Below are 13,877 nucleotides of genomic sequence, written 5' to 3' on the forward strand. Positions count from 1 at the left end.
CCCAAATTTAAAAACACAAGCGCATTTCCCGGCGGCGTTGCACGGAGGAGGGGATGTTCATTGCTTCGCGATATTTTGTGACGGTGCGGCGCGCAACATCGATGCCGGTTTCCTTCAGCCGGACAGCGATGTCCTCATCGGAAAGCACGTCGCCGGGAGATTCTGCGGCAATGATCGCTTTGATCCGATGCCGGACAGCTTCAGCGGAGTGCGCATCGCCGCCTTGGCAGGACGCGATCGCGACGGTGAAAAAATACTTCAGTTCAAAAACTCCGCGCGGGGTAAGCATGTACTTGTTCGAGGTCACCCGGCTTACCGTAGACTCGTGCACGCCGATCGCGTCAGCGACGGTTCTAAGATTGAGAGGCCGCAGGTGGGCGACGCCATGTTCCAAAAAGGCATCCTGCTGACGCACGATTTCAGCCGCAACCTTAATAATGGTCTTGGCGCGCTGATCGAGGCTGCGGATTAGCCAGTTCGCATTTTGCAAGCATTCGTCGAGAAATGCTTGATCTTTCGAATTTTGGGCAGTTTGACGCGAGACTTCGGCATAGTAGCTTTGGTTGATCAGCAGCTTTGGCAGCGTGGCGGGATCGAGTTCGATCTGCCACCCGCCTTGCGGCGAGGGCGTGACCCAGACGTCGGGTATGATTGATTCAGACGCACCGGATTGGAATCGGTTCCCAGGCTTGGGATCGAGCGCCCGAATCTCATGCATCATGTCGAGAAGGTCTTCTTCATCGACGCCGCAATGCTTCTTCAGTGCCTCAAAATCGCGTCGTGCAAGCATTTCAAGATGGGCAACCAAAGCTGCCATTGCCGGATCGAGCCGGTTTCGCTGGCGCAATTGGATCTCGAGGCATTCTCTGAGACTTCGCGCAAAAACTCCCGGTGGATCAAATTGCTGCAAGGTTCCGAGAACCCGTTCCACAACAGCCTCACGGACATTCAGGCTCTCGGCCAGCTCCAAAAGGTTTGCCCGAATATAGCCAGTGTCTTCCAGATCGGCGGCAAGCTGGCCAGCGATCAACCGCTCCTGTGGTGTGAACGCAGTGAGGGCGATCTGACGAGCGACATGGTCGTGCAATGTTTCGGCGAGGGTGGCAAACTCGTCGAGGGAAGGGCCATTGCCCGGCGGGTTGTTGGTCGTGTTGCCAAGTGATTTCCATTGCCCGAGCCGTTCAGGCGACCCTGCCCCGGTCGGTCCTTCAACGGCGTTTGTGCCAGGGCCGACAGGCTGATCCGCTCCCGAAATCGAAACGTCGTCAAAAGGCCCGCCATCGCTTGATGCAGGTTCCAAGAGCGGGTTCTTCTCGATTTCCCGCTCCACGAACTGATGCAGTTCAGTATGCGCCAGTTGCAGCAAGCGAATCGACTCAATGAGTTGAGGCGATGCCACCATGGATTGCTTCTGGCGTTGAAGCAGGCTTGCTGAGGATTGCATGGTGAGCGCGATAATCCTGTCGAGGAGCCTCTTGGGGCCGGCAATGGCACCAGTGAGACATTTTCTAGATCAAGCGGCGGCTTTCAGCGTTTCGAGAACGTTTTGCGGGGATGAGACGCCATACGGGTCGGCCTCGCAGTTGTCGGAGAAACCTTCCTCCTCGAACCAGTGCTCCACCACGCCATTGTTGATCAGGGCGGCGTAGCGCCAAGAGCGCATCCCGAAGCCGAGATTGTCCTTGGCGACCAGCATGCCCATTTTGCGTGTGAACTCGCCTGAGCCATCGGGGATGAGCTCGACCTGCTTCAGGCCCAAGGACTTCCCCCACGCATTCATGACGAAGGCGTCGTTGACTGAGAGGCAGTAAATCGCGTCAATTCCCTGCTTTACAAACTCATCATAGAGCTCTTCGAACTTGGGTAATTGGTATGTCGAGCAGGTCGGGGTGAAGGCGCCAGGCAGCGAGAACAGGATGACCCGCTTGCCGGCAAAGTAGTCGTCAGATGTCTTTTCTTGCCAGCGATATGGATTTGGCCCCTGGACGGACTTATCGTGAACACGTGTGAGAAAGGTGACGAAGGGAACTTTCTTTTGAACTGTCATTAATTTGCTCCTGCAAAGTAGAAAACTGGCGCGCTGGATTCTGGCAGAACCTGGCGCAATACCGGGCAAAGGCTCGTATGCCCGGCACGGAATGAGGGCCTCGCGGCTCGCAACCTCCTTTTTCCCTCCCGACGTATGGGAACGTCTTAGCGGTGTCTTGGCCACCCAATCGCAATCGATCTGAGCGAGCTGGACACCGTCGAGCCGGTTGCTTTCCACGGCTATGGCGCCGGAAGCGGGATCGGTGACTAGCGATCGTGCGTTTGGAAAAGGGATAGCGGCCGGAAGTAGCCAATATCGCAAGCATGTGGGGGCCTGAAATGTCACTTCACGCAGACCACTGGACTGGTTCAGCGTGTTGTCGATATGTGGCAGTGACCCGCCGGCCTTGGCTTGGGTGACCCTTTGACGGGGCCCTTGGGCACTCCCATGCTGAACAGAATCGGTAAACGGCATTTGCGCGAGCGGCCCGTGTTGGCGTGCCGGCATCGGACCAGCCATGCGCAAAGCGGCCACCGAGAACGGCCTTCCGGAGGAGACGATGTCCCGATGTTCAGCGGGAACGGGCACCGTTTCCTCAGACCACTGTCTAGAGCTTCGCGCGTCGGGCATGGTGCAAGTCGCTTTCATCGTGATTTGATGGTGCTCTACCAGGAGCAGCAAGCGGCGTGCCATTTCAAATAGAGGTGCCGTTGGACCGCCCCTTTCTTCTCGGAGGCCGTGTCATGGAAGATCGGGCGCGCCCTATAACTGCCTCGTCACACAGGCAACAACGATGCTGTATGGTGCGGATATTCGGCGCTCAGCCCCGGCTGGGCAAAGACGAACCGGAAGCCGAGCCGATGCACCACCTCACACCGGCGGGCACCGCAGGATTGCGTAGCGTGTGCCGCTAGCGTTCATGGGTGCGCAGGCACGGCTATCGCGAACACGCGCCTGTCGCAGCAACATGAGCGCGCGCTCTTGGGCAAGCGCCTTGGCGCCGTGAGGATCGAATTCCCCAATCGTGTCTGTTTGCCGCCCTCTTATGTTCGAAACTGGACCAGAATGTCGCAGGCCCGACCTAAAGGTCGCCCGAGGCGTTCTTCCGTCGCCTTTGTTGGCCCGCGACACCGGCTTATTTCGCCTAGCTCTTCTCTGGCCTCAGGCTAAGCCGTCGAGAAGCTGCCACAATCTTTTTTCTGTTGCGGCCAAATTGGCACGAGATTTGAAGCACCTTCGTTGCGGGCCGGGAGCCGCCGACCGACTTTCATTTCGTGGATGACACGAATGGAACGAAGAAAGAAAAGCAAAATGTCAAATCCGCGTCGGATAGCGTCTATGGGCAGGGGGTCCTCGGCGAAACCGCCGTTACCCAACAGCTCGCCGCCCTTGTCGACCCTTGGCCGGCGGCGACTCAAAGGCCAACCACGCCGACTTTATCCTGACCTCGAAGGTACAGGATAACGTTCTGCATCTCGCCGAGCGTTTGCCTAGACAGTTAAGCGTTAGCCGATCCTGATAATCGGTCTGCCTTCCGACGACGTCGTCTATATGCGGTCTTAGGTCTTCGCTGCCGCAGCGCCCGCCGGTCACCTTCCGCCCTTCCATCGCTATAGAGTGAAGTGCCAGCATGTCCGAACAACCTTTGCCGACGCTGCCGATGTGGCGCGTCGATCACATTGAGCCCTCGCCTGAGATGTTGGCGCTACGGGCCAACGGTCCGATCCACCGCGTGCGCTTCCCGTCCGGGCACGAAGGCTGGTGGGTGACAGGCTATGACGAGGCCAAGGCGGTGTTGTCCGAGGCGGCGTTCCGGCCCGCGGGAATGCCGCCGGCGGCATTCACCCCGGATTCGGTGATTCTCGGTTCGCCAGGATGGCTGGTCTCGCACGAGGGGGGCGAGCATACGCGGTTACGCACGATCGTGGCGCCGGCCTTCAGCAACGGCAGGGTGAAGCTGCTCGCGCAGCAGGTCGAGGCGATCGCCGCGCAGTTGTTCGAGACGCTGGCGGCCCAGCCCCAGCCCGCCGATCTGCGGCGCCACCTCTCCTTTCCGCTTCCCGCCATGGTCATTGGCGCGCTGATGGGCGTGCTCTACGAGGATCACGCCTTTTTCGCCGGGCTGTCCGACGAGGTGATGACGCACCAGCATGAAAGCGGCCCGCGAAGCGCGTCGCGCTTGGCCTGGCAAGAACTCCGCGCCTACATTCGCGGCAAGATGCGGGACAAGCGCGAGCATCCGGGCGACAACGTGCTGACGGATCTGCTCGCGGCGGTCGACAAGGGCAAGGCGACCGAGGAAGAGGCGATCGGCCTAGCGGCGGGCATGCTGGTGGCGGGGCACGAGAGCACCGTCGCCCAGATCGAATTCGGCCTGCTGGCCATGTTCCGCCATCCGCAACAGCGCGAACGCCTGGTGGGCGATCCATCCCTGGTGGACAAGGCGGTGGAGGAAATCCTGCGCATGTACCCGCCGGGCGCCGGCTGGGACGGCATCATGCGCTATCCAAGGACCGACGTGACTATCGCGGGCGTGCATGTTCCCGCGGAGAGCAAGGTGCTGGTCGGCCTGCCGGCGACGTCGTTCGATCCGCGCCATTTCGACGACCCGGAAACCTTCGACATCGGACGTGACGAAAACCCGCACCTGGCGTTCTCCTACGGGCCGCACAACTGCGTCGGCTTGGCGCTGGCCAGGCTGGAACTCAAGGCGGTGTTCGGTTCGATCTTCCAGCGCTTTCCCGCGCTGCGCCTGGCCGTGGCGCCCGAAGAACTGAAGTTGCGCAAGGAGATCATCACTGGTGGGTTCGAGGAGTTACCGGTGCTCTGGTGATGCGCGGACGCCCACCAGGAATCGCGATGTTCTCGAGTTGCCGGCGCGCCTGCCGCGCGCCGATCAGATCAGCCAGCCAACAGGTGACCAAGATGGACGCGCAAGAAACCATGGCATCATGCCGGGACGCCTTCGCCGAACTGGCGTCGCCAGCGTGCATTCAGGATCCGTACCCATTCATGCGGTGGTTGCGCGAGCACGATCCGGTGCATCGCGCGGCGTCGGGCCTCTTTCTGTTGAGCCGCCACGTCGACATCTACTGGGCGCTCAAGGCAACGGGCGATGCTTTTCGGGGGCCGGCACCAGGCGAACTGGCGCGCTATTTCCCGCGGGCGGCGACCAGCCTGTCGCTAAGTTTGCTGGCGTCCACTTTAGCGATGAAGGAACCACCAACGCATACGCGTCTGCGCCGGCTGATCTCGCGCGATTTCACCATGGGCCAGATCGAAAACCTGAGGCCGACCATCGCTCGCATTGCCGCAGCGCGCCTGGACGGCATGGCGCCCGCACTGGAGCGCGGGGAGGCAGTGGACCTGCATCAGGAATTCGCGCTGGCCTTGCCCATGCTGGTTTTCGGCGAACTGTTCGGCATGCCCCCGGACGACATTCTCGGGCTCATCACCGGCATCAGCGCCATTCTGGAAGGCCTGAGCCCGCACGCCAGCGATCCCCAACTCGCTGCGGGCGACGCGGCCAGCGCCAGGGTGCAGGCCTACTTCGGCGACCTCATACAGCGCAAGCGCACCGATTCCAGCCACGACATCGTGTCAATGCTGGTCGGCGCACACGACGGCGATGCCGAGATGCTGTCGGATGCGGAATTGATCAGCATGCTGTGGGGCATGCTGCTGGGCGGCTTCGCCACCACTGCCGCGGCCATCGGCCATGCGATCCTGGCGATGCTGGCATATCCCGAACAGCGGCACTGGCTGAAGGGAGATGCCGTGGGGGTGAAGGCATTCGTCGAAGAAGCCCTGCGCTACGACGCGCCCGCCTTGTTCAGCTCCATTCCGCGTATCGCCCAGCGCGACATCGAACTGGGCGGCGTGGTGATCCCGAAGAACGCGGACGTGCGCGTGCTGATCGCGGCCGGCAATCGCGACCCGGACGCCTTCGCCGATCCCGACCGCTTCGATCCCGTGCGGTTCTACGGCACCAGTCCTGGCATGTCGATCGACGGGAAGATCATGCTGACCTTCGGCCATGGCATCCACTTCTGCCTTGGTGCGCAACTGGCCCGGGTGCAGTTGGCCGAGAGCCTGCCGCGGATCCAGGCGCGCTTCCCCACCCTGGCATTGGCCGAGCAGCCGACCCGGGAGCCCTCCGCGTTCCTTAGGACGTTCCGCGCGCTGCCGGTGCGGCTGCATGGGCAGGAGGGCTGAGATGCGCGTCGTGGTCGATCAGGATCTGTGCGGAACGACCGGGCAGTGCGTGCTGACGCTGCCGGGCACCTTTCGCCAGCGCGAACCGGACGGCGTGGCCGAAGTGTGCGTGGCGACGGTCCCGCAGGCGCTGCACGCCGCCGTGCGGCTTGCGGCCAACCAGTGCCCGGTCGCCGCCATTCGTGTCATCGAAAGCGACGCTGGCCATGACGAGCGCGCCAGCGCCGACCCTGCGCCTTCTCCGGTGGAGGCCGAGCGGCATGCTGCGAAAGACCAATGCAATTCAGGAGACACGATGGGACGGTTTGATGGCAAGGTGGCCGTGGTGACCGGCGCCGGCGCCGGCATCGGCAAGGCATGCGCTCTCGCCATCGCGCGCGGGGGCGGCAGAGTGGTGGTGGCCGACATTGATGGCTCGGCGGCCATCGCCTGCACCGCGCAGATCGCGGCCGAAGCAGGCCACGCGCTGCCCATAGCCATGGATATCGCTGATGAGCAGGCGGTGGCAGCGCTGTTCGAGACGGCGGAGCGGCACTTCGGGGGGGTCGACCTGCTGGTGAACAATGCGGGCGCCATGCATCTGACCCCGCGCGACCGCGCCATCCTCGACTTGGACCTGGCACTATGGGACCAGACCATGGCGACCAATCTGCGCGGCACGCTGCTCTGCTGCCGGCAGGCCATCCCACGGATGATCGCCCGCGGCGGTGGCGCGATCGTCAACATGTCGTCGTGCCAGGGGCTCAGCGGTGACAGGGCGCAGACGTCCTACGCCGCGTCGAAGGCGGCGATGAACATGCTGTCGGCCTCGCTCGCCACCCAGTACGGTCACTCTCAGATCCGCTGCAACGCGGTTGCGCCGGGTCTTATCATGACCGAGCGTCTCCTCGCCAAGCTGGACGAGTGCATGCAACGGCATCTGCGCCGCCACCAGCTCCTGCAGCGCGTCGGCCGCCCCGAGGACGTGGCCGCGCTCGTGGCGTTCCTGCTCTCCGACGATGCTGCGTTCATCACCGGCCAGGTCGTGTGCATCGATGGCGGCATGCTGGCGCATGTGCCGACATACGCCGACGGTGGCAACAGCTGCGCCGCGCGCCCTGCCGGCGACACCCAATCGGCGACGGCGGCGCGCTGCTGATGGACATGCTGCTCAACCCACTCAACCGCCGGCACCGGCTGCGATGCGACATCCCGGTCATGCCTGGCGCTTTCCCCCTGGTCGGGCATCTTCCCGCCATTGTCTGCGACCTGCCGCGCCTGCTGCAGCGCGCAGAACGGACGCTGGGCAGCCACTTCTGGCTGGATTTCGGCCCTGCCGGACATCTGATGACCTGTGTGGATCCGGACGCTTTCTCACTGCTCAAGCACAAGGACGTGTCCTCGGCGCTGATCGAAGAGATCGCGCCCGAATTGCTTGGCGGAACGTTGGTTGCGCTGGACGGCGGCGCGCACCGGCAGGCGCGCGATGCCATCAAGGCAGCGTTCTTGCCCAAGGGGCTGACCCAGGCCGGGATCGGCGACCTGTTCGCGCCCGTCATCCGGGCGCGGGTGCAGGCATGGCGCGCCCGCGGCGAGGTAACCATCCTGCGCGAAACCGGCGACCTGATGCTGAAGCTCATCTTCAGCCTCATGGGAATCCCCGCGCAGGACCTGCCGGGATGGCATCGCAAGTACCGGCAATTGCTGCAGTTGATCATCGCGCCACCGGTCGACCTGCCCGGATTGCCTTTGCGGCGTGGCCGCTCCGCCCGCGACTGGATCGACGCGCAGTTGCGCCGGTTCGTCCGCGATGCGCGCGCGCATGCCGCGCGCACCGGGTTGATCAACGACATGGTGAGCGCCTTCGACCGCAGCGACGGTCCGCTCTCCGATGACGTCCTGGTCGCGAATATTCGCTTGCTGCTGCTTGCCGGTCACGACACCACTGCCTCGACGATGGCCTGGATTGTAATCGAGCTGGCGCGGCAGCCTGTGCTGTGGGACGCCCTGGTTGAGGAGGCGCAACGCGTGGGCGCGGTGCCGACCCGGCACGCGGACCTGGCGCAGTGTCCGGTCGCCGAGGCGCTGTTCCGCGAGACACTGCGCCTGCATCCGGCGACCACGCTCCTACCGCGTCGCGCGCTGCAGGAATTGCAACTCGGCCAGCGGCGCATTCCCGCGGGCACCCATCTATGCATCCCGCTGCTGCATTTCTCGACCTCGGCGCTGCTGCACGACGCGCCTGATCAGTTCCGCCTGGCGCGGTGGCTGCAACGCACGGAGCCGATCCGGCCGGTTGACATGCTGCAGTTCGGTACCGGACCACACGTCTGCATCGGCTACTATCTGGTATGGCTGGAAATGGTGCAGTTCTGCATCGCCTTGGCGCTGACCATGCACAATGACGGGGTGCGGCCGCAGTTGCTGAGCGACGTCGAAAAAGGCCGGCGCTACTACCCGACCGCACATCCGTCCATGGCAATCCGCATAGGCTTCTCATGAGCTGGGCACGCCCTGTGTGGCAAGGCAGCGGCGCCGGCGGGGCGCGGCATTGCTGCACTCAGCGCACGCATTGGTGTGACGCCGGCAACACCGTGACGGCTTGCGCTCGCCGTGGCCGTCTCAGCTACAAGGACATGAACAACATGCAGACCGGTTCCACTCCACGCGACCGAATCGGCGTTTCCGCATCCGGCGGATTGGGCGCGCAGGCGCGCGCCGCCTCTGGCGGGCTGCTCCCCGAGATCTGGATGCAGGACGGCGCAAAGCGGGTCGAACAGGCTCTGGGGCGTCTGCTCTGCGCCAAAGACGACGGTAAGACAGAGCTGATGGCGGCCATGCGCTACGCCACCTTGCATGGCGGGAAGCGCACCCGCGCCTTGCTCTGTCTGGCTGCCGGCGCACTGGCGGGCACGCCGGCGCACATGCTCGACGACGTCGGCGCCGCCATCGAGATGATGCACGCCTGTACCCTGGTCCACGACGACCTGCCCGCGATGGATGACGACGTGCTTCGCCGCGGCCTTCCGACCGTGCACGTAAAGTTCGGCGAAGCCACCGCGATCCTGGTCGGCGATGCGCTGCAGGCCCACGCCTTCCTGACCCTGGCGAGCCTGGATGCGCCGGGCGACAACCGTATCGCGCTCGTGCGCGAACTGGCGCAGGCGGTGTCCGCCGAGGGTGCCGCAGGCGGGCAGGCCATGGATCTGTCGTTGGTCGGAAAGCACGCCGGGCTGGACAGGATCCTGGCGATGCACGGGATGAAAACCGGAGCGCTAGTGCGCGCGTCGGTTCGCATGGGCGCGCTATACTCCATCGCGGAGGATGCCGCGCACGCTGCGCTGTATGCAGCGCTCGATCGCTACACCGCCTGTTTCGGCCTGGCGTTGCAGGTGGCCGACGACATTCTCGACGCGACGGCGGATACCGCTACTCTTGGCAAGACCCCCGGTAAGGACGCGGCGGCGCAGAAGCCGACCTGCGCGTCGATCATGGGGCTGCAGGCTGCGCGCCAGTTCGCCCTGTACTTGTTGCACGACGCCGGGGAGGCCATCGCCCCTCTGGGGCCGCGTGCGGAAGGGTTGGCGCAGATGCTGCAGCGGGCCAACGTCTATCTGTCCGCGCCATACGCATGAGCGCGCCCATCCGTAAGGACTCGCCCCTGTGCTGCTGCGATCGGCCGGCGGGCGCTGCATCCCGTGTCGGCGGCGACGTGCGCGCCGTCTGCCAGGTCTGTTCTCGTTAGCCCTCTGCAGAAGGAACATCCCCCGTGAACGCGCTGTCCGAACAGATCCTTTCCGAAATGCGCCACCTGCTGAGCGAGATGAGCGACGGCGGCAGCGTCGGTCCGTCCGCCTACGACACGGCGCGAGCTCTGCAGTTCGACGGCAACGTCACCGGTCGGCAGGACGCATACGCGTGGCTCATCGCGCAGCAACAGGCCGATGGCGGATGGGGAAGTGCGGACTTCCCGCTGTTTCGCCATGCGCCTACCTGGGCGGCGTTGCTGGCATTGCAGCGTGCCGATCCTCTTCCCGGCGCTGCCGACGCAGCCCAGGCTGCAATCCGGTTCCTCGAGCGCCAGCCTGATCCCTACGCGCATGCGGTGCCGGAAGACGCGCCCATCGGCGCGGAGCTGATCCTGCCGCAGTTGTGCAACGAGGCCGCATCCTTGCTGGGCGGCGTGGCGTTTCCGCGCCACCCAGCGCTGTTGCCGTTGCGGCAAGCACGCCTGGTCAAGCTGGGGGATGTGGCGACGTTGCCGAGCGGCCATCCTTTGCTGCACTCCTGGGAAGCCTGGGGGACGTCGCCGGCCACCGCATGCCCGGACGACGACGGCAGCATCGGCATCAGTCCAGCGGCCACCGCCGCGTGGCGTGCGCACGCCGTGGCACAGGGAAGAACGGCGCAAGTCTGGCGCACCGACGGGTATCTGCAGGCGGCATCGCGGGCGACGCGCACCGGCATCGAAGGTGTCGTTCCCAACGTCTGGCCGATCAATGTGTTCGAGCCATGCTGGTCGCTGTACACCCTGCATCTGGCCGGTCTGTTCGCGCATCCCGCTTTCGCCGAGGCGGTGCAAGTGGTCATCGCGCAGCTCGACGCCCGCCTCGGAGCGCGCGGTCTGGGCCCGGCCTTGCACTTCGCGGCCGATGCGGACGACACCGCCGTTGCGTTGTGCGTCCTTCGCCTTGCAGGCCGCGCCCCCGCGGTCGATGCGTTGCGCCATTTCGAAGTCGGCGAGCTGTTCGTCACCTTCCCCGGCGAGCGCAATGCCTCGGTGTCGACCAACATCCATGCCCTGCATGCGTTGCGAATGTTGGGAAAGCCCGCCGCCGGCACCAGCGCCTACGTCGAAGCCAATCGCAACCCGCACGGTCTATGGGACAACGAAAAATGGCACGTTTCGTGGTTGTATCCCACCGCGCATGCGATCGCTGCGCTCGCGCAAGGCAAGCCCCAGTGGCGCGACGAGCGCGCGCTGGCGGGGCTGCTGCGGACGCAGCGCGACGACGGCGGCTGGGGCGCCGGTCGCGCGTCCACATTCGAGGAAACCGCCTATGCGCTGTTCGCGTTGCACGTGATAGACGGGACCGAAGAACCGGCAGGGCGCCGGCGCATCGCGCAGGCGGTGGGGCGTGCGCTGAAGTGGATGCTCGCCCGCCACGCAGCCCATGCATCGCCCCAGACGCCGCTGTGGATCGGCAAGGAACTGTATTGCCCCACCCGGGTGGTGCGGGTGGCCGAACTCGCCGGGTTGTGGCTGGCGGTTCGTTGGGGGCGGCACGTCTCGGCCGAGGGAGCAGGAGCGGGGCCATGATCCCGACCGATCGCGCCCTGCAGCACGTGCTGGAGTGGGGGCGTTCCCTGACCGGGTTCGCCGACGAGCATGCTGTGGAAGCAGTCAGGGGCGGCCAGTACATCCTGCAGCGCATCCACCCGAGCCTGCGCGACGCCAGCGCGCGCACCGGCCGCGATCCGCAGGACGAAACGCTGATCGTGGCGTTCTATCGCGAACTGGCGCTGCTGTTCTGGCTCGACGATTGCAACGACCTTGGCTTGATCGCGCCGGAGCAGCTCGCCGCGGTGGAGCAGGCGCTGGGGCAGGGCGTGCCGTGCGCGCTTTCCGGATTCGAGGGCTGTGCTGTGCTGCGCGCTTCGCTCGCCGCGCTCGCCTACGATCGTCGCGACTATGCTCAGCTTCTCGACGATACCCGGTGCTACTGCGCGGCGTTGCGCGCCGGACACGCGCAGGCGGCAGTGGCGGAACGCTGGTCCTACGCCGAGTACCTGCACAACGGCATCGATTCGATCGCCTACACGAACGTGTTCTGTTGCCTGTCGTTGCTGTGGGGGCTGGACATGGCGACCTTGCGCGCGCGTCCGGCGTTTCGCCAGGTCCTGCGGCTCATCTCCGCGATAGGGCGCTTGCAGAACGACCTGCATGGACGCGAAAAGGATAGATCGGCCGGCGAGGCCGACAACGCGGCGATCCTGCTGCTGCAGCGCTATCCGGCCATGCCTGTGGTGGAGTTCCTCAACGACGAGCTGGCCGGCCACACACGCATGCTGCACCGGGTGATGGCGCAAGAACGCTTTCCCCCGCCGTGGGGACCGCTGATCGAAGCCATGGCGGCCATCCGCGCGCAGTACTACGAGACCTCAACCAGTCGCTACCGCAGCGACGCTGCGGGCGGAGGCGAGCGTGCGCCGGCCTGAACGCGCGGGAGACGGCGGCGTCCGCGCGCTGCCGTCGGTCCGATCCGACGCAACGCCCTCGCCCGATGACGCGGAAGGAGCGAGCATCAGCGACACCAACCTGAGCCGGCGCAAGGACGACCACCTGGACATCGTGCTGGATCGGCGAACGGCACGGGCCAAGGCCGCTGGCTGGGAGTGCATTCGTTTCGAACACTGTGCATTGCCCGAGTTGGACCTGACGCAGATCGACCTCAGCGCCTCGCTGCTGGGCAAGACCATGCGCGCGCCTCTGCTGATCAGCTCCATGACCGGCGGCATGCCACGTGCCGAGGCCATTAACCGCCATCTGAGCGAGGCAGCGCAAGCCTTGGGGATCGCCATGTGCGTCGGTTCGCAGCGCGTGAGCCTGCAATCCCGCAACTCCCAGGGGCTGACGCGCGCGCTGCGCCGCCTGGCCCCAGACGTTCCCTTGCTGGCCAATATCGGCGCCGCGCAACTGCGCCAGCCCGACGGCCTGGACCTCGCGCGCCGGGCGGTGGATGCACTGGAGGCCGATGGACTCATCGTCCATCTCAATCCGCTGCAGGAAGCAGTACAGCCGGAGGGCGACCGCGACTGGCGCGGCGTCCTGGCGCAGATCGCTCGCGCCGCGCGCAGCGTCGGCGTGCCGATCGTGGCCAAGGAAGTGGGGTCGGGCCTGTCCGCCTCGGTGGCCTGTGCGCTCGTCGAGGCGGGCGTGGCGGTGATCGATGTCGCCGGCGCCGGCGGCACCAGTTGGGCCGCGGTGGAGGGCGAGCGCGCCCGCGATGTCGCCGACCGTGCAGTCGCGATGGCGTTCGCCGATTGGGGGATTCCGACCACGGCCAGCGTGCAGGCGGTACGTCGGGCGCTGCCAACGGTGAAGCTGATCGTGTCGGGCGGGATCCGCGACGGCGTCGACGTGGCCAAGGCCATCCGCCTGGGCGCGGACATCGCCGGGCAGGCGGCCGGCGTGCTGCGCGCGGCTACGGTATCCACCGAGGCGGTTGTCGCGCATTTCGAGATTGTCATCCGCCAGTTGGCCGTCGCCTGCTTCTGCACCGGCTCGGCTGATGTGGCGGCGTTGCGTCAGGCGCGCTTGTTGCCCTCGGCGCACCTGCCCGCCGGTTGACGGCGGCGCCCGTACGTGCGGCGGGCGCTAGTCTTACTGAGTGAGAAAGTCTCGGAAGCGGGGGGATTGCCTGGTCGCGGGGTTGTTCGGGTGCTGCTTCGTGATCGGGGAGGCACCCCGCCATGCCCCTAACGGACAGCCGAGAGTAAAGCGGTATTCGACGGCTATGTCGATGCTTGATCAGGGTGACCGGTCACGCAGAGCGAGAAGCCCCTCAAAGGGTCGGAACACCAGGTGCGGCGGGAGACCGGCAGGAGCAGATGGTACAAAGCCATTGCCATCAAGGAGTGGCGATCACATTGA

The 13,877-nt window shown here is 65.1% G+C and carries 10 protein-coding genes and 1 pseudogene; 9 read left to right on the forward strand and 2 right to left on the reverse strand.

Going from position 1 to position 13,877, the window contains the following annotated elements; genetic code table 11:
• Nucleotides 1-7: 7 nt before the first annotated feature.
• Both rpoN and NKJ04_RS14070 read right to left on the reverse strand, forming a co-directional pair.
• Nucleotides 8-1,444 (reverse strand): RNA polymerase factor sigma-54, encoded by a 1,437-nt coding sequence (gene rpoN, locus NKJ04_RS14065; RefSeq protein WP_352675709.1) that lies wholly within the window; start codon nucleotides 1,442-1,444, stop codon nucleotides 8-10.
• 69 nt (nucleotides 1,445-1,513) lie between these two features.
• The gene (locus NKJ04_RS14070) at nucleotides 1,514-2,047 is read right to left on the reverse strand and encodes a peroxiredoxin (protein WP_352675865.1); all 534 of its coding nucleotides are present in this window, start codon (nucleotides 2,045-2,047) and stop codon (nucleotides 1,514-1,516) included.
• Between the two features lie 1,612 nt (nucleotides 2,048-3,659).
• On the opposite strand from NKJ04_RS14070, the gene NKJ04_RS14075 reads away from it, so the two are divergent.
• The 9 genes and pseudogenes from NKJ04_RS14075 to fni all read left to right on the forward strand — a co-directional run bounded on the left by NKJ04_RS14075 (nucleotide 3,660) and on the right by fni (nucleotide 13,574).
• Nucleotides 3,660-4,862 (forward strand): cytochrome P450, encoded by a 1,203-nt coding sequence (locus NKJ04_RS14075; RefSeq protein WP_352675711.1) that lies wholly within the window; start codon nucleotides 3,660-3,662, stop codon nucleotides 4,860-4,862.
• A 92-nt stretch (nucleotides 4,863-4,954) separates the two neighbouring features.
• Complete coding sequence (locus tag NKJ04_RS14080; RefSeq protein ID WP_352675714.1) at nucleotides 4,955-6,244, forward strand: cytochrome P450; 1,290 nt, start codon at nucleotides 4,955-4,957, stop codon at nucleotides 6,242-6,244.
• A gap of 1 nt (nucleotide 6,245) precedes the next feature.
• Nucleotides 6,246-6,371 (forward strand): annotated as a pseudogene (locus NKJ04_RS14085) (ferredoxin); the annotation flags it as partial.
• A gap of 168 nt (nucleotides 6,372-6,539) precedes the next feature.
• Complete coding sequence (locus tag NKJ04_RS14090; RefSeq protein ID WP_352675868.1) at nucleotides 6,540-7,382, forward strand: SDR family oxidoreductase; 843 nt, start codon at nucleotides 6,540-6,542, stop codon at nucleotides 7,380-7,382.
• Entirely contained in the window at nucleotides 7,382-8,725 is a 1,344-nt protein-coding gene (locus NKJ04_RS14095) for a cytochrome P450 (RefSeq protein WP_352675716.1), read from the forward strand. The genes NKJ04_RS14090 and NKJ04_RS14095 overlap by 1 nt, the downstream gene beginning before the upstream one ends.
• Before the next feature lie 143 nt (nucleotides 8,726-8,868).
• The gene (locus tag NKJ04_RS14100) at nucleotides 8,869-9,858 is read left to right on the forward strand and encodes a polyprenyl synthetase family protein (RefSeq protein ID WP_352675871.1); all 990 of its coding nucleotides are present in this window, start codon (nucleotides 8,869-8,871) and stop codon (nucleotides 9,856-9,858) included.
• A 134-nt stretch (nucleotides 9,859-9,992) separates the two neighbouring features.
• Nucleotides 9,993-11,543, forward strand: coding sequence for a hypothetical protein (locus tag NKJ04_RS14105; RefSeq protein ID WP_352675719.1), 1,551 nt, complete (start codon nucleotides 9,993-9,995; stop codon nucleotides 11,541-11,543).
• Entirely contained in the window at nucleotides 11,540-12,442 is a 903-nt protein-coding gene (locus NKJ04_RS14110) for a terpene synthase family protein (RefSeq protein ID WP_352675722.1), read from the forward strand. Before NKJ04_RS14105 ends, NKJ04_RS14110 begins: the two co-directional genes overlap by 4 nt.
• Before the next feature lie 28 nt (nucleotides 12,443-12,470).
• A complete protein-coding gene (gene fni, locus NKJ04_RS14115) occupies nucleotides 12,471-13,574 on the forward strand; it encodes a type 2 isopentenyl-diphosphate Delta-isomerase (protein WP_502897924.1) in 1,104 nt (367 codons plus the stop codon).
• The last annotated feature ends 303 nt before the right edge of the window (nucleotides 13,575-13,877 follow it).

This window comes from Mesorhizobium sp. M0618 (assembly GCF_040320765.1).
In the GTDB taxonomy this organism is placed as follows: domain Bacteria; phylum Pseudomonadota; class Alphaproteobacteria; order Rhizobiales; family Rhizobiaceae; genus Mesorhizobium.

Bases quoted from the DNA above. Each gene is read 5' to 3' on its own strand.
- rpoN (WP_352675709.1), bottom strand. From the start codon at position 1,444: ATGCAATCCTCAGCAAGCCTGCTTCAACGCCAGAAGCAATCCATGGTG.
- NKJ04_RS14075 (WP_352675711.1), top strand. From the start codon at position 3,660: ATGTCCGAACAACCTTTGCCGACGCTGCCGATGTGGCGCGTCGATCAC.
- NKJ04_RS14100 (WP_352675871.1), top strand. From the start codon at position 8,869: ATGCAGACCGGTTCCACTCCACGCGACCGAATCGGCGTTTCCGCATCC.
- NKJ04_RS14070 (WP_352675865.1), bottom strand. From the start codon at position 2,047: ATGACAGTTCAAAAGAAAGTTCCCTTCGTCACCTTTCTCACACGTGTT.
- NKJ04_RS14095 (WP_352675716.1), top strand. From the start codon at position 7,382: ATGGACATGCTGCTCAACCCACTCAACCGCCGGCACCGGCTGCGATGC.
- NKJ04_RS14080 (WP_352675714.1), top strand. From the start codon at position 4,955: ATGGACGCGCAAGAAACCATGGCATCATGCCGGGACGCCTTCGCCGAA.
- NKJ04_RS14090 (WP_352675868.1), top strand. From the start codon at position 6,540: ATGGGACGGTTTGATGGCAAGGTGGCCGTGGTGACCGGCGCCGGCGCC.
- NKJ04_RS14110 (WP_352675722.1), top strand. From the start codon at position 11,540: ATGATCCCGACCGATCGCGCCCTGCAGCACGTGCTGGAGTGGGGGCGT.